At 69.7% G+C, this 22,016-nt stretch carries 16 protein-coding genes; 12 read left to right on the top strand and 4 right to left on the bottom strand.

Features of this window, described 5'->3' with window-relative positions; genetic code table 11:
* Nucleotides 1-107 precede the first annotated feature (107 nt).
* From PV679_RS27750 to PV679_RS27740, 3 genes are all read left to right on the top strand, one after another.
* Nucleotides 108-1,523: an FAD-dependent oxidoreductase gene (locus tag PV679_RS27750; protein ID WP_319683160.1), complete on the top strand. Its 1,416-nt coding sequence runs from the start codon at nt 108-110 to the stop codon at nt 1,521-1,523.
* A gap of 145 nt (nt 1,524-1,668) precedes the next feature.
* Nucleotides 1,669-2,184, top strand: a complete 516-nt coding sequence (locus PV679_RS27745; RefSeq protein ID WP_319683159.1) for a hypothetical protein — start codon at nt 1,669-1,671, stop codon at nt 2,182-2,184.
* A gap of 138 nt (nt 2,185-2,322) precedes the next feature.
* Nucleotides 2,323-4,113: a chitinase gene (locus PV679_RS27740; RefSeq protein ID WP_416069817.1), complete on the top strand. Its 1,791-nt coding sequence runs from the start codon at nt 2,323-2,325 to the stop codon at nt 4,111-4,113.
* On the opposite strand, the gene PV679_RS27735 is transcribed toward PV679_RS27740, so the two are convergent.
* Entirely contained in the window at nt 4,101-4,991 is an 891-nt protein-coding gene (locus PV679_RS27735; RefSeq protein ID WP_319683156.1) for a phosphatase PAP2 family protein, read from the bottom strand. The genes PV679_RS27740 and PV679_RS27735 overlap by 13 nt on opposite strands.
* A gap of 157 nt (nt 4,992-5,148) precedes the next feature.
* Complete coding sequence (gene gabT / locus PV679_RS27730) at nt 5,149-6,483, bottom strand: 4-aminobutyrate--2-oxoglutarate transaminase (RefSeq protein WP_319683154.1); 1,335 nt, start codon at nt 6,481-6,483, stop codon at nt 5,149-5,151.
* 311 nt (nt 6,484-6,794) lie between these two features.
* Here gabT and PV679_RS27725 point away from each other — a divergent pair, with 311 nt between their 5' ends.
* From PV679_RS27725 to PV679_RS27710, 4 genes are all read left to right on the top strand, one after another.
* Nucleotides 6,795-8,957, top strand: coding sequence for an ATP-binding protein (locus tag PV679_RS27725; protein ID WP_319683153.1), 2,163 nt, complete (start codon nt 6,795-6,797; stop codon nt 8,955-8,957).
* Between the two features lie 205 nt (nt 8,958-9,162).
* Complete coding sequence (locus PV679_RS27720; RefSeq protein WP_319683152.1) at nt 9,163-10,836, top strand: PucR family transcriptional regulator; 1,674 nt, start codon at nt 9,163-9,165, stop codon at nt 10,834-10,836.
* A gap of 181 nt (nt 10,837-11,017) precedes the next feature.
* Nucleotides 11,018-12,463: an aldehyde dehydrogenase family protein gene (locus tag PV679_RS27715; protein ID WP_319683151.1), complete on the top strand. Its 1,446-nt coding sequence runs from the start codon at nt 11,018-11,020 to the stop codon at nt 12,461-12,463.
* Nucleotides 12,464-12,663: 200 nt separating this feature from the next.
* Nucleotides 12,664-14,646, top strand: a complete 1,983-nt coding sequence (locus PV679_RS27710) for an acyl-CoA dehydrogenase family protein (protein ID WP_319683150.1) — start codon at nt 12,664-12,666, stop codon at nt 14,644-14,646.
* Nucleotides 14,647-15,042: 396 nt separating this feature from the next.
* On the opposite strand, the gene PV679_RS27705 is transcribed toward PV679_RS27710, so the two are convergent.
* Complete coding sequence (locus tag PV679_RS27705; protein WP_319683149.1) at nt 15,043-15,366, bottom strand: hypothetical protein; 324 nt, start codon at nt 15,364-15,366, stop codon at nt 15,043-15,045.
* A gap of 21 nt (nt 15,367-15,387) precedes the next feature.
* Nucleotides 15,388-15,729, bottom strand: a complete 342-nt coding sequence (locus PV679_RS27700) for a hypothetical protein (protein ID WP_319683148.1) — start codon at nt 15,727-15,729, stop codon at nt 15,388-15,390.
* 22 nt (nt 15,730-15,751) lie between these two features.
* On the opposite strand from PV679_RS27700, the gene PV679_RS27695 reads away from it, so the two are divergent.
* The 5 genes from PV679_RS27695 to PV679_RS27675 all read left to right on the top strand — a co-directional run.
* Nucleotides 15,752-17,560 carry a DddA-like double-stranded DNA deaminase toxin gene (locus PV679_RS27695; RefSeq protein ID WP_319683147.1) on the top strand — a complete coding sequence of 603 codons (1,809 nt, stop codon included), beginning with the start codon at nt 15,752-15,754 and terminating at the stop codon, nt 17,558-17,560.
* Nucleotides 17,560-18,060, top strand: coding sequence for an Imm1 family immunity protein (locus PV679_RS27690; RefSeq protein WP_319683146.1), 501 nt, complete (start codon nt 17,560-17,562; stop codon nt 18,058-18,060). The genes PV679_RS27695 and PV679_RS27690 overlap by 1 nt, the downstream gene beginning before the upstream one ends.
* Nucleotides 18,061-19,009: 949 nt before the next feature.
* Nucleotides 19,010-20,284 (top strand): 1-deoxy-D-xylulose-5-phosphate reductoisomerase, encoded by a 1,275-nt coding sequence (gene dxr, locus PV679_RS27685; protein WP_319683145.1) that lies wholly within the window; start codon nt 19,010-19,012, stop codon nt 20,282-20,284.
* The gene (locus PV679_RS27680; protein ID WP_319683143.1) at nt 20,281-21,582 is read left to right on the top strand and encodes a site-2 protease family protein; all 1,302 of its coding nucleotides are present in this window, start codon (nt 20,281-20,283) and stop codon (nt 21,580-21,582) included. The genes dxr and PV679_RS27680 overlap by 4 nt, the downstream gene beginning before the upstream one ends.
* Nucleotides 21,583-21,847: 265 nt before the next feature.
* A partial coding sequence (locus PV679_RS27675; RefSeq protein WP_319683219.1) for a flavodoxin-dependent (E)-4-hydroxy-3-methylbut-2-enyl-diphosphate synthase occupies nt 21,848-22,016 on the top strand: 169 nt, incomplete at its 3' end.

The following is a 22,016-nucleotide window of genomic DNA, read 5'->3' as shown; positions in this document are numbered from 1 at the left end:
CGCGACATCCTGACCGCCACATCCACACCGCCACATCCTGACCGCGACATCCACACCGCCACATCCTCACCGCCCGGCCCGAGCAGGTCCCGAAGGAGTTGGAAGACATGGCCCCAGGTGCCATGCGTACCGCCACCGCGTCGCTCGCCGACGTCCAGCCGGTCCCGTACTGGCTGGACGATCCCGGCAGGCCCGGCGCGCTCCCAGCGCTCACCGGCGACGAACACGCGGACCTGCTGGTCGTCGGCGGCGGCTACAGCGGTCTGTGGACCGCGCTGCTCGCCAAGGAGCGTGATCCGCGGCGGGATGTCGTCCTGATCGAGGGCCGTGAGGCGGGCTGGGCCGCCTCGGGCCGCAACGGCGGCTTCTGCGCCGCCTCCCTCACCCACGGCTTCAGCAACGGCCTCGCCCGCTTCCCCGGTGAGCTGCGGACACTGGAGCGGCTCGGTGAGCGCAATCTCGACGCCATCGAGACGGCGGTCGCCCGCTACTCCATCGACTGCGCCTTCGAGCGCACCGGCGAGATCGATGTCGCCACCGAGCCCTACCAGCTCGACGGCCTGCGCGAGATGTACGAGGAGGCGACCGCGCTCGGCTTCACCGGCCTGGAGCTGCTGGACCGCGACGCGGTGCGTGCCGAGGTCGACTCGCCCACGTTCCTGGGCGGGCTGTGGGACCGGCGCGGGGTCGCCATGCTCCATCCGGCCAAGCTGGTCTGGGGCCTCAAACGGGCCTGTCTGGACCTCGGCGTACGCGTCTACGAGAACACCCGCGGCCTGGCCCTCGCCAGGTCCGGCGCGGGAATGGCGGTCCGCACCCCGCACGGCAGGGTCTTCGCGCGGCGGGTGGCCCTCGGCACCAATGTGTTTCCCTCGCTGGTCAGGCGGGTCCGTCCGTACACCGTCCCGGTCTACGACTACGCGCTGACGACCGAGCCGCTGACGGCGGATCAGCTCGGCGCGATCGGCTGGAAGAACCGTCAGGGCCTCGGCGACAGCGCCAACCAGTTTCACTACTTCCGGATCACCTCCGACCACCGCGTCCTGTGGGGCGGCTACGACGCGGTCTATCCGTACGGCGGCCGGCTCAGCGCCGGTCTGGAACACCGGCCGGAGACCTATCTCAAGCTCGCCACGCACTTCTTCCGCTGCTTCCCGCAGTTGGAGGGCGTGCGCTTCAGCCATGCCTGGGGCGGCGCGATCGACACCTGTTCGCGCTTCTCGGCCTTCTTCGGCACGGCGCACGACGGCCGGGTGGCGTACGCCGCCGGATACACCGGTCTCGGTGTCGGAGCGACCCGCTTCGGCGCGGACGTGATGCTCGACCTGCTGGCGGGTGAGCGGACCGAGCGGACGGAGCTGGAGATGGTCCGCCGCAAGCCGCTGCCGTTCCCGCCGGAACCGGCGGCCTGGGCCGGGATCGGTCTCACCAAGTGGTCGCTCGCCCGCGCCGACGCCAGGGCCGGCCGGCGGAACCTGTGGCTGCGGACCATGGACCGGCTGGGGCTCGGCTTCGACAGCTGAGGGCAGTCTCCTCATCCCCGGTGCGCGCGACGACCGGTGATCCGGATGATCGGTAATGGGTGGCCGAACCCGCGTCATGACCCCGCGTCACCCGTGTCTCCCTGTGTGGACGGACTGTCCGACAACGCGGAGGGAGGCCGGGCACATGACCGGATCGAAGGCGGAGAGCGCGGTGGAGTGGCTGGCGTCGGTGGCACCGGATCCGGGCGCCTGCCGGCGGGAATGGGAGAGCGACCCGCGCGCCGTGGCTCTCCTTCCGGCCGGCCTGCGCTGGGATGTGCTGATCCTGCCCGGCCAGCTCGGTTGGCCGACGTTCGACATACTGACCAGGCTGGTCGACCGGCCGGGACCGGTCCTCGCCGACTTCGGCGACTCCCGGACGGGCTTCTTCGTCCCGCCGGGCACCGTCGCGGGCTGGCTCGGTACGGGCGTACGGGGCGCCGGACTCGGCACCTGGATCGTCGTCCCGTACCCGGGCCGGGCGCACGGCGGTATGCGCTGGCTGGTCCCGCCGGACGGCTCGGGAACGCTCAACGACCCTTCCCGGCTGGAGCTGGCGATGCACGAGGCCGCCGCCGGTATGGCGACCACGGAAGGCGGCGCGGATCCGGCGGATCCCGGTGGGACGGACCGGGAGAGCGGCGAGGACGGCGGGACCTGACCGCGAGGCCGTGCCACCACAGGTCTTGACCACACCAATTGGTCTGGACCATGCTGTGCGCGCCCCGCCACACCAATTCCCCCATGCCCGGAGGCAGTTGTGGAACGCATCAGACGTCCTGCTCTGTACCCAAGACTGGTGGCCGTCCTCGCGGCCGCCGTACTCACCGCCGGCGGTCTTCTCGCCTCCGCGCAGACGGCGCGGGCCGCCGACGCGGACATCGCACGCAACGGCAACTTCGAGTCCGGCCTGAGCGGCTGGAGCTGTACGGCCGGCAGCGGCAGCGTCGTCAGCACGCCGGTGCACGGCGGCAGCGGCGCGCTCAAGGGCACTCCGGCGGGCAGCGACAACGCCAAGTGCTCCCAGACCGTCACGGTCAAGCCGGACTCCGCGTACACACTGAGCGCCTGGGTCCGGGGCAGCTATGTCTATCTCGGCGCGTCCGGGACCGGCACCACCGATGTCTCGACCTGGACGCCGTCCGCGCCGGACTGGCAGAAGCTGACGACCAGCTTCCGTACCGGCCCGAGCACCACCTCGGTGACCGTCTACACCAACGGCTGGTACGGCACTCCCACCTACTACGCCGACGATCTGACCCTGGTCGGTCCCGGCGGCGCGCCCGTACAGCCTCCGGCCGTGCCCGCCGGCCTCCGGGCCGGAGGGATCACGTCCTCCTCCGTCGCCCTCTCCTGGTCACCCGTCACGGGCGCCACCGGCTACACCGTCTACCGGGGCGGCACCAAGGCCCTCGACGTCAGCGGCACCTCGGCGACCGTCTCCGGCCTCAGCCCCGCCACCGCGTACAGCTTCCAGGTAGCCGCGACCAACGCCGCCGGAGCCTCCGCGCTCTCGCCCGCCGTCAGCGCCACCACCTCACCCGCCGGCGGCGGCGACGGCGGCAGCGGCGCGGACCTTCCCGCGCACGCCCTCGTCGGCTATCTGCACTCCAGCTTCGCCAACGGCTCCGGCTACACCCGCATGTCCGACGTGCCCGCCTCCTGGGACGTCATCAACCTGGCCTTCGGCGAGCCCACGTCGGTGACCTCCGGCGACATCCGCTTCAGCCTCTGCCCGGCCACCGAATGCCCGAACGTCGAATCCGCCGCCGAGTTCAAGGCCGCCATCAAGGCCAAGCAGGCCGCGGGCAAGAAGGTCCTCATCTCCATCGGCGGCGCGAACGGCCAGGTCCAGCTCTCCACCACCGCCGCCCGTGACACCTTTGTCTCCTCGGTCTCCAGGATCATCGACGAGTACGGTCTGGACGGCCTGGACATCGACTTCGAGGGCCACTCGCTCTCGCTCAACACCGGCGACACCGACTTCCGCAGCCCCACCACGCCGGTCATCGTCAATCTGATCTCCGCGATCAAGACCCTCAAGGCCAAGTACGGCTCGGACTTCGTCCTCACCATGGCCCCGGAGACCTTCTTCGTACAGCTCGGCTACCAGTACTACGGTTCCGGCCCCTGGGGCGGCCAGGACCCGCGCGCCGGGGCGTACCTCCCGGTCATCCACGCGCTGCGCGACGACCTCACGCTGCTGCATGTCCAGGACTACAACTCCGGCTCGATCATGGGGCTGGACAACCAGTACCACTCGATGGGCGGCGCCGACTTCCATATCGCCATGACCGACATGCTGCTCACCGGCTTCCCGGTCGCCGGTGACACCACGAAGGTCTTCCCGGCGCTGCGCGCGGACCAGGTGGCGATCGGCCTGCCCGCCTCGACGCAGGCGGGCAACGGCTACACCACGCCCGCCGAGGTCAACAAGGCGCTGAACTGCCTGACCAGGAAGACCGACTGCGGCTCGTACCAGACCCATGGCACCTGGCCCGCGCTGCGCGGACTGATGACCTGGTCGATCAACTGGGACCGCTTCAACCAGGGAGAGTTCAGCCGGAACTTCGACGCCTACTTCGGCTGAGCCCGGCCCGGGAGGCCGGAGTCCGAGGCGTCCGGTCCGGCCGCGTCCTGGTCCGGTTCGGACGAACCGGATCCGGACGAGCCGAGCCGCGTCAGGGTCCGCGCGAGGACAAGGAGCAGCATCCCGCACAGGGCCAGGCTGCCGAGGACGTCCAGCGGCCAGTGGTAGCCGCGCAGCAGAAGACCGGTGCCCGTCGCCAGCGTGAGCAGGACGGCGACGGGCACCGTCCGCTTCCGGCCCGCGTACGGAGCGAGCAGCAGGGCCGCTCCGCCGTACGCGACCATCGCCGTCGCCGTATGACCGGACGGGTAGTAGCCGGTGGCCTCGGTGAGCGGGCCGGGCCGGTCGGTCCAGATCTTCAGAGGCACCACCAGAGCGGGCACGGCGGCCATCGCGACCGCCGCCGCCAGGGCCCGCGCGCGCTGCCCGTGCCGGAGCGTCCAGGCGAGGGCCGCCGCCAGTACGGGCAGCGCGACCGGCAGGCCGCCGAGGTCGGCGAGGAATTCCGTCAGGGCTCTGGGGCCGTGCCCGGCGAGGGCGAGACCGGCGCGTTCGTCCGCCACCCGCAGTGGCCCGCCGGCGGCGGCCTGCCAGGTGATGAGCGCGAAGAGGACCGCGCACAGCCCGAGGAGCAGTGCGAAGCGCGGGAAGGAGAGAGAGGCCGGCCGTCCGAGAACAGGGGGGGGAGTTCCGGGACGGCCGGCCGGACCGGTGTGCCGCACGCCCCGGGGGGTTTGGGGCGGGCGGCCGTCCGATCGGTGAGGAGTTCTGGAGCCTGAAGCTCCAGTGGTGTGCGCGAAGGCACGGCCGAGGCGGCGCTGGGGATGCCCCGCTTCGGCGTCGCTCGCAGTCTCCTGCGAGCGGGGTGTTTCTCTCATCTGCGGAAACCGTACGTCAGGGCGGCGAGGACCGACAGCCGGAATCCGATCCCGCCATCGCCCTCGCACACCTTCTTCACAGGCCCTGACCGAAGGCCCGGTGCCCCGGCTGACGGGAGGGGCCGGCGGCCGGAGACGGTGCGGCCCAAGAGGCCACTCAGATGGCGGCGAACGCCTGCTCCAGGATGTCCAGGCCCTCGTTCAGCAGGTCCTCGCCGATCACCAGCGGCGGCAGGAAGCGCAGCACATTGCCGTAGGTGCCACAGGTCAGGACCAGCAGACCCTCCGCGTGGCAGGCCTTGGCGAGCGCGGCGGTGGCCTCCGGGGCCGGCTCCTTGGTGTCCCGGTCCTTCACCAGCTCGATCGCGATCATCGCGCCACGGCCGCGGACGTCGCCGACGATGTCGTACTTCTCCCGCATCGCGGCGAGCCGGCCCTTCATGACCTCCTCGATGCGCCTGGCCTTCGAGACGAGATCCAGCTCCCGCATCGTCTCGATGGCGCCGAGCGCGGCGGCGCAGGCCACCGGGTTGCCGCCGTACGTACCGCCGAGTCCGCCCGAGTGCGCGGCGTCCATGATCTCGGCGCGGCCGGTGACGGCGGCCAGCGGCAGCCCGCCCGCGATGCCCTTCGCCGTGGTGATCAGATCCGGGACGACACCCTCGTCCTCGCAGGCGAACCACTGGCCGGTGCGGCAGAAGCCGGACTGGATCTCGTCGGCGACGAACACGATCCCGTTGTCCTTGGCGAACTTCGCGAGCGCCGGCAGGAAGCCCTTGGCCGGCTCGATGAAGCCGCCCTCGCCGAGGACCGGCTCGATGATGATCGCGGCGACGTTCTCGGCACCGATCTGCTTGCTGATCTGGTCGATGACCTGGGCGGACGCCTCGGGGCCACAGTTCTCGGGGCCGGTCGGCCAGCGGTAGCCGTAGGCGACCGGCACTCGGTAGATCTCCGGTGCGAACGGTCCGAAGCCGTTCTTGTACGGCATGTTCTTCGAGGTCAGGGCCATGGTGAGGTTCGTACGGCCGTGGTAGCCGTGATCGAACACCACGACCGCCTGGCGCTTGGTGTAGGAACGCGCGATCTTCACGGCGTTCTCGACGGCCTCGGCGCCCGAGTTGAACAGCGCGGACTTCTTGGCGTGGTCGCCGGGCGTCAGCTCGGCGAGCCGCTCACAGACCTCGACGTACCCCTCGTACGGCGTGACCATGAAACAGGTGTGAGTGAAGTCGGCGAGCTGGGCGGAGGCGCGGCGTACGACGGCCTCGGCGCTCGAACCGACCGAGGTCACGGCGATTCCGGAACCGAAGTCGATCAGCCGGTTGCCGTCCACGTCCTCCACGACGCCGCCGCCGGCGCGGGCGGCGAAGACAGGCATCACGGACCCCACACCACCGGCGACCGCGGCGCTGCGGCGGGCCTGCAACTCCTGCGACTTGGGGCCGGGGATGGCGGTGACGATGCGGCGCTCCTGCGGGATAGCGGTCATGAGGGGCTCCTGGGGGTGTTTCCGGGTCTTTCTCCGCAGGCTAGGGGTGGTGACGGGGAGCGGGCATGCGCCGTTCGGTAGTGATGAGGGCGTGTCGTTGTCCGCGGCGGACATAGTGGGCCGTCCGGCCCTGTCGGCGGGCGGCGTCCGGCCCGCGCGGCGCCGAAGCGCGGCGTGTCGCGCGGTCCGGGCCGCCCGGCGCCGCTTTCCCGACACGTCCTGGCCGTCAAAGCCGGTGCCCTGGCACTACATTGACGTGAGCACAGAGCGGCTGCACAGGGCGGACCTGGATGGTCAGGGGGCAGGGGTTCATGGACACCGACGGCACGCACGACTCACGGGGCACGCGCGCCAATCCCGTACCGCGTCCGGCGGGACCGCCACCACCGATGCCGTCCGCGGCGCCGTTCGAGGCTCCGTCGCACGCCTCCGCCGCGTCCCGGGAGTGGCCCGCCGGAGCGGGCGGACTGCCGCCCGCTCCCGAGCACGCGCCGTCCACCGGTCCGACCCTGCGCGACTGGCTGCGTGTGCCCAGGGTCGCGGACGCGCCGGGGACCTGGGCGTACGGGCACCGGCCGAGGCCGCCGGAAGAGCCGGAGCGCACGCCGACGCGGCAGCTCGTCAGCGGAGCGCTGATCTCGCTCCTCGCGGGCCTGCTCCTCTGGTCACTGGTGTGGAACGGCTACCTCGGCGGCTTCTGGCTCTGGCCGCTCTTCGTGTTCACTCCGGATTCCTGGCGCGGGACGATGGCCTCCGTCGTCGCGGCGTATGTGTACTACGCGCTGGTCGTCGCCGGATTCCTGGTCGTCTTCGGGCGGCTGGGCCGCTGGGCCGAGCTGGCCCGGCGCGCGCTGGGCCGCGCGACCGGCGCGGCGAAGGAGACCGCTGCGCCGCCTCCGGGGCCCGAGGACGATCTCGCCGAATGGCCCGAGCTGAGAGCGGCGGGACACGGCGAGATCGCGGCGCGGCTCGCGTCCGAGGTACGGGCCGAGCGGATGAACGACGTCGACTACGCCCGGATCCGTCGCGCCTGGCACTCCGTACGGGCCGATCCCTCCCGGCTGACGGCGTTCACCGAGGCGGTACGCGCCGGAGGCGCGGCGGCCTGCGTGCATCCCTCGGGCAAGCGCGACCTGCCCGTCCGCGCGGCCCGGCACGACCTGCTCGGACGCCAGGTCCGGCTCGGCACGGTGCAGGACGGAGAGCGCAATCCGTATCCCAGGCGCGGGACCGGTCTCGCGCTCGATCCGGTGCTGCTGGGAACCTCACTGCTGGCCGTGGGACCGCCGGGCGCCGGCAAGACCCACGCCCTCGTACGGCCGGTCGTCGAGTCGCTCTCGCTCCAGGCGCTCGCCGGACAGGCCGCTGTGATCGCCGTCTGCGCCGGCGGCACCCAGCTCGGCCCCGACGACGCCTATGACGTCGTGATCAGAATCGGCGACCCGGGCTCCGTGTACGACCTCGATCTGTACGGAGGCACGAACGACCCCGACGAGGCCGCCGCCGTACTCGCCGAGGGCCTCGTCGGCGATCTCACCGACACCGACAGCAGGCGGGCCACCACGGCGCTGGCCCAGCTCCTCGGGCCGTTCCGCGCCGCGCACGGGCGGCTGCCCGGCGTGCCGGAGCTGCGCGAGCTGCTGGACGGCGAGCCCGCCGCGCTGGCCGCGCTGAGGGAGGCGCTCGATTCCGCCGGGCACCACGCCATGCGGCGTGAACTCGACGCACGGGAGCGGCAGTCCGGCGCTTCCGGCGATCCGGGCCGCGCGCTCGCCGACCGGGTCGCGCTGCTGGACCGGCCGGCCTTCGCGAGCTTCTTCGACACCAGCGGCAGGACCCGGCCGTTCTCGCTGCGCACTCTGGAGCACCCGCTGCGGGTCCGGATCGACCTGCCAGAACGCGGCCACGGCGAGGCCTCGCGGATGCTGGCACGGCTCGTCCTCGCCCAGTTCACGGCGAACGCCTCGGCGCGGTCCGACCGCTCGCTCTTCGCCTGTCTCGTCCTGGACGACGCGACCCGCACCCTGACCGCCGAGACGCTGCGCGGCGTGCAGCGGCTGCGGTCGGCGAACGCGGGCGCGGTGCTCACCCTCCGTACGCTCGACGATGTGCCGGAGGCGCTGCACACCGCGCTGCTCGGCGCCGTCGGCTGCCGGATGGCCTTCTCCGGGATCACCACTTGGGACGGCAAGCGCTTCGCGGAGGCATGGGGCACGGAGTGGGTCGAGACCCGGGACGTCACCCAGCGCACGGTCTTCGCCGACCAGCCGCTGACCCGGGCCATCCACGCGTTCCGGAAGCTCGTCACCGGCAAGGCCGTGACGACGGACGCGGTGACCGTACGCAAGGTCGAGCGGGAGCGCTGGTCGGCCTCGGAGCTGGCGCATTCGGTGCCTGCGGGGCACGCAGTGCTGTCCCTGCGGACGGTGCGTGGCGAGTACGCGCCACCGCTGCTGGTGGATCTGCGCAACTGACGGCGCCGCGCGGCGGCGCGCGGCCGGGCTCACCTGTTCGGCCGGTCGTACAAGCTGGCAGAATCGGGGTACGCCGTTCATACGGGACGGCGTAGTCGTCCGCGACGGCGTCCATGGTGCCGGTGGTGTGTGCGGCGCCGTGTCCGCTCCGCCACATCTTCCGCGCTGTCCTGCCCGCCCTCTGCCGAAGGACCTACGGTCCACCATGCCGCCCACTCTCGCCTCGCTCATCCAGCACTCGGCACTGAATCTCACCGTTCGGGCGGGCGAGGACCGGCTCGGGACGCCGGTGCGCTGGGCACACGCCAGCGAGCTCGCCGACCCCGTCCCGTACATGGAAGGCGGCGAGCTGCTCCTGGTCACCGCCACGACCCTGGACGCCGAGAGTCCGGAGGCGATGCGGCGCTATGTACGGCGACTGGTGGACGCCGGGGTCGCCGGGCTCGGCTTCGCCGTCGGAGTGCACTACGAGGACATTCCCGAGGCGCTGGTCGAGGCGGCGCGGACGGCGGGGCTGCCGCTGCTGGAAGTGCCTCGGCGCACGCCGTTCCTCGCCATCAGCAAGGCCGTGTCGGCGGCGATCGCGGCCGATCAGTACCGCGCGGTGACCGCCGGGTTCGAGGCCCAGCGTGAGCTGACCAGGGCCGCGCTCGCCGAGGGACCCACGGCGCTGCTGGCCCGGCTCGCCGGATATGTCGACGGCTGGGCGGCGCTCTACGACACCACCGGCGCCGTCGTCGCCGCCGCGCCCGAGTGGGCCGCGCGGCGGGCGGCCCGGCTGACCGCCGACGTGGAGCGGCTGCGTGAGCGGCCCGCGCCCGCCAGCGCGGTGGTCGGAGACGCGGACGACCGGGTGGAGCTCCAGTCCCTCGGCACCGGACGCCGGGTGCGCGGCGCGCTGGCGGTGGGCACGGAAGCCGCGCTGGGCACGGCGGAGCGCTACGCGGTCCACTCGGCGATCGCGCTGCTGACGCTGACGACGGAGCGCTCACGTGCGCTGCAGACGGCGGAGCAGCGACTGGGCGCGGCGGTGCTGCGGATGCTGCTGTCCGGTCAGCCGGACCACGCGCGGTCGGTCGCCGGTGAGCTGTACGGGAGCCTGCTGGACGCTCCGTTCCGGCTGCTGATCGCCGAGTCGGCGGAGTCGGCGTCCGGGTCGTCCACGGCTGGGAATTCCGCGGTCGGAGCGTCCTCGGGAGCGTCCGCGCCGGGCTCCGCGTCCGCCCGGGGCGGGACGGACGCCGCGGCGAACCGTCCGTTGCGGATGCTGGCCGAGGCGGTGGAGTCGGCGGCGGCGCGGGCGGGCGAGGCGGTGCTGGTGGTCCCGGACGGCGAGGAGCGCCTCGCGGTGCTGGCGGCGGACGGCGGAGCGGTCGTCAGGGCCGGCGCAGGCTACGCGGCGCGGGAGGCGGAGGAGGCGGGCGTGGTCATCGGCCTCTCCGCGCCGAGCGGCCCGATCGCGGCGGCCGGCGCGTACAAACAGGCCGAACAGGCGCTGTCGGTGGCGCGGCGGCGGGGCCGGGCGCTGGTCGAGCACGAGGAACTGGCGGCGGGCTCGATCCTTCCGCTGCTCGCGGACGACGCGGTACGGGCGTTCGCGGACGGCATGCTGCGGGCGCTGTACGAACACGACGCGAAGGGCCGTGGAGATCTGGTGGCCTCGCTGCGGGCATGGCTCTCCCGGCACGGCCAGTGGGACGCGGCGGCGGCGGACCTCGGCGTCCACCGCCACACCTTGCGCTACCGCATGCGGCGGGTGGAGGAGATCCTGGGCCGCTCGCTGGACGATCCGGATGTCCGTATGGAGCTGTGGCTGGCCCTGAAGACCACCACGCCGCCGACGCCGCCGGGCGGGCTGGGTCCGACGGCGTCGCGGTAGCCCGGTCGCGCCGGCCGGGCCGCTCCCGGCACCTCTCGGTGCGGGGTCCGGGAAGCGCGCATCCGACAAAGCGTCGCGTCCTTGCCGCCTCATCACTCCATCCCGGACAAACGACCCGCCGCCTCCGGGCCCCTACCGTGGACGCAGACACCACGACTACTCGGAAGGGCCGGGACTCGTTATGACTTCCACCCACGCCTTCTGGCTCGCCGGCCGCCGGGCGACCGGCGAGGACACCTTCGATGTCACCTCACCCTGGGACGGCCGGCTCGTCGGCACCGTCGCCGTGCCGACCGAGGAACAGGTCGAGGAGGCCGTCGCGGCCGCGCACGCCGTGCTGGACGAGTTCGCCGCGACGCCCGCGCATGTGCGCGCCGCCGCTCTCGACCACGTGTCGCGCAGGCTGGTGGAGCGCACCGAGGAGATCGCCCGGCTGATCTCCGCCGAGAACGGCAAGCCTCTCAAGTGGGCCCGCGGCGAAGTCGGCCGCGCTGTCTCCGTCTTCCGCTTCGCCGCGGAGGAGGCGCGCGGTTTCAACGGCGGCGAGGCGCAGCGCCTCGACACCGACGCAGGCGGCGCCGGCCGCCTCGCGCTGACCCGTCGCTTCCCTCGTGGCGTCGTCCTCGGTATCGCGCCCTTCAACTTCCCGCTCAACCTCTGTGCCCACAAGATCGCTCCGGCCATCGCGGCCGGCGCTCCGATCATCCTCAAGCCCGCGCCCGCGACCCCGCTCTCCGGCCTGCTCATCGGTGAGCTGCTCGCCGAGACCGAGCTGCCGGCCGGCGCGTGGTCCGTCCTGCCCGTGCCGAACGACCGGATGCCCGCGCTCGTCCAGGACGAGCGGCTGCCGGTGATCTCCTTCACCGGTTCGGACAAGGTCGGCTTCGCGATCATGGACTCCGTCCCGCGCAAGCGCTGCACGCTCGAACTCGGCGGCAACGGCGCGGCCGTCGTCCTGCCCGACTACGCGAGCGAGCAGGACCTGGACTGGGCGGCGACCCGGATCGCCACGTTCTCGAACTACCAGGGCGGCCAGTCCTGTATCTCCGTCCAGCGGGTGATCGCGGACGCCTCGGTGTACGAACGCCTGGTGCCCAAGATCGTCGCCGCCGTCGAGGCGCAGGTCACCGGCGACCCGGGCGACGACAAGACCGATGTGGGTCCGCTGGTCAGCGAGGACGCGGCCAAGCGGGTGGAGTCCTGGGTGGACGAGGCCGTACGGGCCGGCGCGCGGCTCCTCACCGGCGGCAAGCGGGACGGCGCGACCTACGCGCCCACCGTGCTCGCCGAGGTCCCCGAGGACGCCACGATCTCCTGCGAGGAGGTCTTCGGGCCGGTCCTGACGCTCCGCCGGACGGAGAGCGAGGCCGAGGCGTTCGCCGCGGTCAACGACTCCAAGTACGGCCTCCAGGCGGGTGTGTTCACGCATGACCTGCAGGCCGCGTTCCGTGCCCACCGGGCGCTGGAGGTCGGCGGAGTGATCATCGGTGACGTCCCGTCGTACCGCGCCGACCAGATGCCGTACGGCGGCGTCAAGCAGTCCGGCACCGGCCGCGAGGGCGTGCGCTTCGCCATGGACGACTACACCTACGAACGCGTCATGGTGCTCACCGGCCTCGCCCTGTAGGCCCCGCGTCACCGGGAACGGCCGGAGTCCGCACAGCGGGCTCCGGCCGTTCCCGGTCGTGCGCGAGGCGCGGGCGGCGGTGAAATCGATTGGTCGACCCACCACTGGTGCGAGTGCCGGTAATCGGGTAAATACGGACGAGTAGAACCGGCCGGTAAAACCATCATTCGACCCGACTCCCGCGGCGAGGTGAGTTCCTCATGTCCGCCCCATCCGCTCCGTCCGAAGCATCCGCACCGAAGGAACCGCAGGGCAAGCCATCAGAGCCCAAAGTCTCCGAGCGGGAAGCACGGCAGGTCGCCGAGGCCGCCCGTGAGCAGGGCTGGCGCAAGCCGAGCTTTGCCAAGGAGATGTTCCTCGGCCGATTCCGCCTCGACCTCATCCATCCGCACCCGCTGCCCGCGTCCGACGACGTCAAGCGCGGCGAGGCGTTCCTGGCAAAGCTCCGCGCCTTCTGCGAGACGAAGATCGACGGCGCGCTGATCGACCGCGAGGCCCGGATCCCCGACGAGGTGATCAACGGCCTCAAGGAACTGGGCGCGCTCGGTATGAAGATCGACACCAAGTACGGCGGCCTCGGCCTCACCCAGGTGTACTACAACAAGGCCCTGGCGCTGGTCGGCACCGCGAGTCCCGCGGTCGGCGCGCTCCTCTCCGCCCATCAGTCGATCGGCGTACCGCAGCCGCTCAAAATCTTCGGCACCCAGGAGCAGAAGGACACCTTTCTGCCACGCCTGGCCCGTAGCGACATCTCGGCCTTCCTGCTCACCGAGCCGGACGTGGGCTCCGATCCCGCCCGGCTCGCGACGGCGGCCGTCCCCGACGGCGACTCGTACATCCTCGACGGCGTGAAGCTGTGGACGACCAACGGCGTCGTCGCCGATCTGCTGGTGGTGATGGCCCGGGTGCCCGTGTCCGAGGGGCACCCGGGCGGTATCACGGCGTTCGTCGTCGAGGCGGGCTCGCCGGGCATCACGGTCGAGAACCGCAACGCCTTCATGGGCCTGCGCGGCCTGGAGAACGGCGTGACCCGCTTCCACCAGGTCCGGGTCCCCGCGGCGAACCGTATCGGCCCCGAAGGCGCCGGCCTCAAGATCGCCCTCACCACGCTCAACACCGGCCGGCTCTCGCTGCCCGCGATGTGCGTGGGCGCGGGCAAGTGGTGTCTGAAGACCGCCCGCGAGTGGTCGGCCGCCCGCGAGCAGTGGGGCAAGCCCGTCGCCCGGCACGAGGCCGTCGGCGAGAAGATCTCCTTCATCGCCGCGACCACCTTCGCGCTGGAGGCGGTCGTCGACCTGTCCTCCCAGATGGCCGACGAGGACCGCAACGACATCCGTATCGAGGCGGCCCTGGCCAAGCTGTACGGCTCCGAGATGGGCTGGCGGATGGCCGACGAACTGGTCCAGATCCGTGGCGGCCGCGGCTTCGAGACGGCGGATTCCCTGGCCGCCCGCGGTGAACGCGCCGTACCCGCCGAGCAGATGCTCCGCGACATGCGGATCAACCGGATCTTCGAGGGCTCGACGGAGATCATGCATCTGCTGATCGCACGCGAGGCCGTCGACGCCCATCTCTCGGTGGCCGGCGACATCATCGATCCGGACAAGTCGCTGTCCGACAAGGCGAAAGCCGGTGCGCAGGCGGGCAGGTTCTACGCGCGCTGGCTGCCGCAGCTCGTCGCGGGCCCGGGCCAACTGCCGCGCTCGTACGCGGAGTTCCATCCGACAGGCCATCTGGACCTGTCATCGCATCTGCGTTACGTCGAACGGAGCGCGCGCAAGCTGGCCCGCTCCACCTTCTACGCCATGTCGCGCTGGCAGGGCCGGATGGAGACCAAGCAGGGCTTCCTCGGCCGGATCGTCGACATCGGCGCCGAGCTGTTCGCGATGAGCGCGGCCTGCGTACGGGCCGAACTGCTGCGTACGAACGGGGACCACGGGCGCGAGGCGTATCAACTGGCCGACGCCTTCTGCCGGCAGGCCCGCATCCGGGTCGAGGAGCTCTTCACCCGGTTGTGGTCCAACACCGACGACCTGGACCGCAAGGTCGTGCACGGCGTCATGTCCGGCACCTACACCTGGCTGGAGGACGGCATCGTGGACCCGAGCGGCGAAGGCCCCTGGATCGCGGACGCGACACCGGGCCCCTCCGAACGGGACAACGTCCACCGCCCGATCCGCTGACCGTCCGGGAAGGAGGCCGGCGGTGTCCGCACGGACACCGCCGGCCTTCTCACGCCGCCGCGGTCCCGCAGGCCGTCCCCGTGCCGCACAATCGAGCCTCTGGAACAGTCAACTCACTTTGAGGGCAGCGATGTTCGGGTCCGGAAGCAAGCGGGCACGGCGCGGGCCGGCGGGTGTCGCGGTCGGATTCGTCCTTCTCGCCGCCGCGTGCGGCGGTGGCGCGGAGGACACCGACGAGAACGGAAAGGACGGCCGGGACGGAAAGAACGCCGCCACGCCGTCCGGGCCCGCGCCGCTGACCGAGGGCCGGCTCACCGCCGCTTCCTTCACCGACGGCGAGAGGCTCGGCGAGTACACCGCGTCCGAGTACACCCTCGGCGCGCCTCTCGGAGAGGACTACACCGCCGAGCCGGCCGTCTGCCAGCCGCTGGTCAGCCTCACCGGCGGCGCCACCGCGTTCGACCCCGTCGCGGAGGTCCACCGCAAGGCCGATGTGCCCGGCGAGACGCTCGGCGTCACCGTCGCCGTACAGCTCCGTTCGTACGAGGCCCAGGACGCGACCGGTGTCATGGAGGCGCTGGACAAGGCGGGCCGCGAGTGCATGGGCGGATTCACCGAGAACCGCGCGCTGGCACGGGCCAAATACCTCAGAGTGGAGCCCGCCGAGGCGCCGGACCTGGGAGACGAGGCCGCGGCGTACCGCTTTTCCGGCGGGGCCATCGCACTCGTCGTACAGCAGGGTCAGGACGTGAGGTCCAGGACCCGGACCGGCTCACCAACCCACCGGTCCGGTGCCGTCGTCGCGATGATCGCCCCGTCCGGCCGGTCCGGCGTCGGCTGCGCCGCGTACCAGCTGTGGGCGGCCGCCCACGTCTCCTGCCGGGCGACGGCCAACGCCGCGGCGAGGTCCAGCTCCAGGACCGTGATGCCGGGCAGGGAAGCCAGGTGCTCGGCCGTGCCGGCACGGGCCCGGTCCGCTTCGACGAGCGCGCACGCCGGAACGTAGAGGAACCAGCCCGGCTCGGCGTGCGCCCGGTGGATCAGCCGGGACGCGAGGACGTTGCCCTGCCCCGCCGCGGCCATCGCCGTGTCGTCCAGAACAGTTTTGGACTACCTGCGAACCCGGTGGAAGGAGGCCGAACAGAACGACATCCGCCAGCAAGTCGTCAGCCTCAGCACTCAAAGCCTGTTCGCATCCGTCCGCACCGCCGCTGCCGAGGTTCTCACCGGCACTCCGGAACAGATCGAAACCTTCTTCACCACGGGCCAGTACGAAGCCGGACACACCGAGATGCGGGTGGAAGTAGCCCGCCTCACCACGGTGGGCGGCACTTACGTCAAAGAAGCCGCAACAGCAGCTCTCAAAGAAGGCACGCCCAAAGCACTCGCCACATTTCTTCAAGTTGGGCAGTACGGTCAGCAGCTTCTCGACGAACGGATTCTCACCGCCCAACTCGCCACTAACGGAAGCCCGGAGCTCAAAGCAGCTGCCACAATTGCACTGGCCGGCCCCGCAGAGCTTGTACATGAGTTCGTCACCGTCGGCCAATACATGGCGCAACGCAAGGACGACCTAGCCACCACCCACACTCATCATGTTCAAGGCCTGTTGGCCGAAGGATCGATGATTGCGGCGAAGGCCAATGAGGACGCCTGGCGTGCTGCCGAAGCTGCTGCCAAGGCCATCAACGCGGCCGCTGCGGCGGCTGAAGCCGCTGGCAAGGCGCAGACCTCTGCGCAACAGGCGGTAGAGCACGCGTCTGCCGCTGATTCCTCGGCCGACGCAGCAGAAGACAGTGCTGCCCAAGCAGCAGCGTCCGCTGTTACCGCACGAGCCGCAGCCAGTAGGGCTGACGCAGATGCCGAAGCCGCTGAAAACTCTGCGGCCAACGCAGAATTCTCTGCCGCCTACGCCCGCGAATCAGCAAAAAGGGCAGACAGGGAAAAGGATGAAGCCCACACATCTGCTCTTGCCGCAGGAAAAAGTAGCGACGAGGCAGACGCTGACGCCGCCGCCTGGCAGAGGGTGCACGACCTTGCCGAAGCAGAGCTGAAAGAAGCGACCCGACGGGCTGAAGAGGAACGCAAGAAACAAGAAGGGCCCCGAAAGCCTCAGCGTGTTCCAGGACGCTTCTTTCCTGCACCCTGCCAACTTCCCATCTTCCGATGGATCTACGATGCCGCGCAACCTGGTACCACCGCACACGCCGTGGTATGGGAAATATCTGGTCTCGCTGACATTGAAAGATGCATAGAAGAGCCGGCAACCAAGGACTGCGCTTTCGCAGCTCTCAGCCTTATACCGGCGGGGAAACTCAAGCTCCTCACCAAGGTAGACGAGGGAGTCAAGGCCCTCGAATCCTCTCGGGCGGCTAGGCGCACAGTCACCTGCCTTGTCGGTGCAGCCACTTCAAATCTTTCCAGGGGGCTTCCGGAACAAGAATGTCAGAAGTTCCGGGACAAGGTGAAGAGGGTCCTTGATGAACTTCCTGAGCGAACGCCGACGGATAAAAGAACCACTGGAAGATTGCTTGACGAGAACGGTGACCCAATTCCTGAACTTCCGCCAGGGATTGAAGAGATGAAGAGCGGTGAGAAATGGTACGATGGCGAAAATAACTCGTACGATGATCCGCTGTGGGCGGAAGCGCAGAGGCGACTTTTCGGTAAGAAGGGGTTTCCGGCAAGCAAGAACGCCAAATATAAAGCCTCTTCTCACGTGGAGACGAAGTACGCGGTCTGGATGGACCAGAAAGGCATAAAGAATGCCACCGTCGTCATCAACAACAACGCAGGAGTATGCGATAAGGCACAGAACTGCATCGACGCAGTCGCAGTCATACTCCCTGTCGGTTCCACGCTGACTGTATACTTCCCCGGTGGGAAGAAAGTTTTGCGAGGAATGAGGACCTAATGGCTCTTAAGGTTCTGGGGCAAAAGCCGATATATCTGAAAAATGAGAGCGAAGTGTGTGCATATCTCGACGCATTCTTCGCTGTACGTGACAGGCTCGATGCAGTTGCGGATTTTCAGATCGTTGCTGACGTGGCGTTCGACGAATCCCAGAACGTGGCGCCGGACAACGTCTTGTCAATCGGTATTGACGATGCGTCAGGATATGGAGGGTTGATCTGGTATTGCGACGGATCGCTTGCTCGCCAGATATCTGCAGAATTCGGCCATGATCTCGCCTACAGCGCCTGGGTGTCCCTGAGTTCATCTCCGCCGGATTTCGATCCCGAAGTAGTCTCCGAGCCGGGGTGCCCGACCTTCTTTGATCGCACCAGCGTGCTGCCGCTTCCCAGAATTCGTTCGGTGGTAGAAGAATACTTCCGCGAAGGAACCGGTTTCCGGCCGACGCAGGTGCAATGGATGAAAGGTCACTACACCGGCGAAATTTGGACAGAAGATTAGGCAGAACCGCAGGTCGCTCCAACCCACATAAATTCATGCTCCGGGCCAGTGAAACCGCTGCCCCAGACGTGCCTTCGTGTATCAGACGAGAAGGTGCAGTGCGCGGAATTTCGCACTGCACCTTCTCGTCTGTCGGCCCGGACTTTCAACGCGGATGGTGTCATGCTCGTACAGCCCTCCTAAACTTTCGACAGGAATGCGTCTCCGGAAACGTGACCGCTCGGCGTGCAAATCCTCCGCCGGAAGCGACTACCGAGGAGCGAGACTTCTACGGACTTCCAGCCAGCGTTCAGCCCGGCACCGAGCGCTGGAGGCGGTCGGCCGGTGGCTGACAACCACGGATACCAGACGAAGGAGTGGCGAAGTGACGGTCACGGTCGAGGCGGCGGCCGCCGCGCCGAAGAGCGCCCCGGCAACGCTGGAGTCAGGCAGCCGCCGCCCGCCAGGCGCTCGTCGTGCGGTGGGTCGAACGCCACGGCATCGACGCCGCCCGGCGCCTGGCCGAGGCCGAGGACCCGGCCGACGCGGTCGCTGCCGACGTCACCCCGAAGAAACCACCGCACCTACGACAAGTCGTGGCGGGTGTGGGAGCGCTTCTGTGTCACCCAGGGATTCCCTCCGACTGAGGTCCCGCCCCCTCCCCCGCCCAGTGGCTCGACGGGCCAGGACCCACCCGGTACCGCTGGCGCGCCCTCGTCACCGTCCGACGCCAGCACCTGGACGCCTCCCGCTGACGCCCGACTGACGCGCGACGGCCCCGCCGGTTCTACCGAGGACATCGGCGGAGTGCCGGACGAGATAGTCCAGGCACAGTGGCAGAAGTTCCGGTCCGTGGTGAAGACGGCAAACGCGGCAAAGAAGTGAAAGGCCGGAAAGGCGCGTGCCAGGGAATCCGCACAGGCGTCCGCACAGGGGCGCGCTGTCCTCACGGAGCGCGCATGGGGCAAGAATGGGGGGCATGAGCGACAGCCCAGCCCCTCTCGCCGATCCGCACATCGCCTTCGATCCGACCGAAGGCCGCCGGGACATCGTCGTCCTCGGCTCCACCGGATCCATCGGCACCCAGGCCATCGACCTGGTCCTGCGCAACCCCGACCGCTTCCGTGTCACCGCTCTCTCCGCCGCGGGCGGCCGCGTGGCGCTGCTCGCCGAGCAGGCGCGGCGACTGCGGGTCCGTACCGTCGCGGTCGCGCGCGAGGACATCGTCCCCGTGCTGCGGGAGGCGCTGCGGGCGGAGTACGGGACGGACGAGCCGCTGCCCGAGATCCTCGCCGGGCCCGACGCGGCCACCGAGCTGGCGGCCTCCGAGTGCCACACCGTGCTCAACGGCATCACCGGTTCCATCGGACTCGCACCCACCCTCGCCGCGCTCACGGCCGGCCGGACGCTCGCCCTCGCCAACAAGGAATCGCTGATCGTCGGCGGCCCGCTGGTCAAGGCTCTGGCCAGGCCCGGCCAGATCATCCCCGTCGACTCCGAGCACGCCGCGCTCTTCCAGGCGCTCGCCGCCGGTACCCGTACCGATGTGCGCAAGCTGGTGGTGACGGCCTCCGGCGGCCCCTTCCGCGGCCGTACGAGGGCAGAGCTGGCGGACGTCACACCACGGGACGCCCTCGCGCACCCCACCTGGGCCATGGGCCCGGTGATCACGATCAACTCCGCGACCCTCGTCAACAAGGGCCTGGAAGTGATCGAGGCGCACCTGCTGTACGACATCCCCTTCGAGCGCATCGAGGTGGTGGTCCATCCCCAGTCGTACGTCCACTCGATGGTGGAGTTCAGCGACGGCTCGACGCTGGCCCAGGCGACACCGCCGGACATGCGCGGGCCGATCGCCGTCGGTCTCGGCTGGCCGCGGCGGGTGCCGGACGCCGCCCCGGCCTTCGACTGGACCAAGGCGTCGACCTGGGAGTTCTTTCCTCTGGACGGTGACGCCTTCCCGTCCGTGGCGCTCGCCAGACATGTCGGAACACTAGGCGGCACGGCACCGGCGGTGTTCAATGCCGCGAACGAGGAGTGCGTGGACGCGTTTCTGGCGGGACGGCTGCCGTTCAACGGCATCATGGATACGGTCACCGAGGTCGTCGCGGAACACGGCCGGCCTCGTACGGGAACTTCGCTCACGGTGGCGGACGTCCTTGAGGCGGAGACCTGGGCACGCGCCCGGGCCCGCGACATGGCAGAGAAATTCAGCGAAGAACGGCCGGCGGAGGCTCGCGCATGACGATCCTGTTGACGATTCTGGGCATCGTCCTGTTCGCTGTGGGGCTGCTCATCTCCATCGCCTGGCACGAACTGGGCCATCTGTCGACGGCCAAGCTGTTCGGCATCCGTGTGCCTCAGTACATGGTCGGTTTCGGGCCGACCATCTGGTCACGGAAGAAGGGCGAGACGGAGTACGGGATCAAGGCGATCCCGGCCGGTGGCTACATCCGCATGATCGGGATGTTCCCGCCGGGTCCTGACGGCCGGATCGAGGCCCGCTCGACGTCGCCGTGGCGCGGCATGATCGAGGACGCCCGCTCCGCCGCCTTCGAGGAGCTGGAGCCGGGCGACGAAGACCGTCTCTTCTACACGCGCAAGCCGTGGAAGCGCGTGATCGTGATGTTCGCCGGTCCATTCATGAATCTGATCCTCGCCGTTGTGATCTTCATCGGCCTGGCGATGAGCTTCGGCTTCGAGACCCAGACCACCGAGGTCGCGGGTGTCCAGAAGTGCGTCATCGCACAGACCGAGAAGCGGGACACGTGCGAGAAGGGCGACCCGGTCTCGCCCGCCCAGGCAGCCGGACTGCTGAAGGGCGACAAGATCGTCGCCTTCGACGGACAGCGCGTCGAGGACTGGAACACGCTCTCCGGCCTGATCCGTAAGACGATCGGCCCTGCCACCCTCACCGTCGAACGGGACGGCACCGAGCACGTCCTGCACGCCACGCTCGCCACGAACATGGTCGCCGAGAAGGACTCCGACGGACAGACGGTCCCGGGCGAGTTCGTACCGGCCGGTTATCTGGGCTTCGCCGCCGCCACCGAGATCGTCCCGCTCTCCTTCCCGCAGTCCGTGGACCGGATGGGGAGCATGATCGGGGACGGCGTCGAATCGATCATCGCTCTGCCCTCCAAGATCCCCGACCTGTGGAGCGCGGCCTTCGGAGACGGCCCGCGCAAGGACGACTCACCGGTGGGCGTCGTCGGCGCGGCACGCATCGGCGGCGAGGTGATGAATCTCGACGCTCCGGCGCAGAACGTGATCGCGGCGATGCTGTTCCTGGTCGCGGGCTTCAATCTCTCGCTCTTCCTCTTCAACATGCTGCCGCTGCTGCCGCTGGACGGCGGACATATCGCGGGCGCGCTGTGGGAGTCTCTGCGGCGCAAGCTGGCGCGGCTGTTCAAGCGGCCCGACCCGGGCCCGTTCGATGTGGCGAAGCTGATGCCGGTCGCCTATGTGGTGGCGGGGATCTTCATCTGCTTCACCTTGCTCGTCCTGGTCGCCGACGTCGTCAACCCTGTCAAGATCAGCTGAGCGTTGTCCCATGATCCCTGGCGGGCGGGATCACGGGACAACCCGTGGAGCCGCTTCGGGCCCGGACCGGGGTTGACCGCGCTTCGCATCAAGATCGACCGATTCTGTCTGTTTCACGGCGGCCGGGCACGTTTCGTGTCCGGCCGCTTACCTTTGTGTGGACTTTTCGCATGGATGTGCTCCGGCGGTACGCGGTGGCGTAATCTCGTGGCCTGGAGCCCGCCGATCTCGGGACCTTGATCCACACCTTGGGGTTGCACAGCAGATGACTGCAATTTCTCTCGGAATGCCGTCCGTTCCGACGAAGCTCGCCGAACGCAGGGTCAGCCGCCAGATCCAGGTCGGGTCGGTGGCGGTTGGTGGGGATGCGCCGGTGTCGGTGCAGTCGATGACGACGACGCGTACGTCGGACATCGGGGCGACGTTGCAGCAGA

The organism is Streptomyces sp. AK02-01A (assembly GCF_033795305.1).
Taxonomy (GTDB): domain Bacteria; phylum Actinomycetota; class Actinomycetes; order Streptomycetales; family Streptomycetaceae; genus Streptomyces.
The sequence above is the reverse complement of the archived record's forward strand: the minus strand, read 5'-3'. Positions and strand labels throughout refer to the sequence as shown.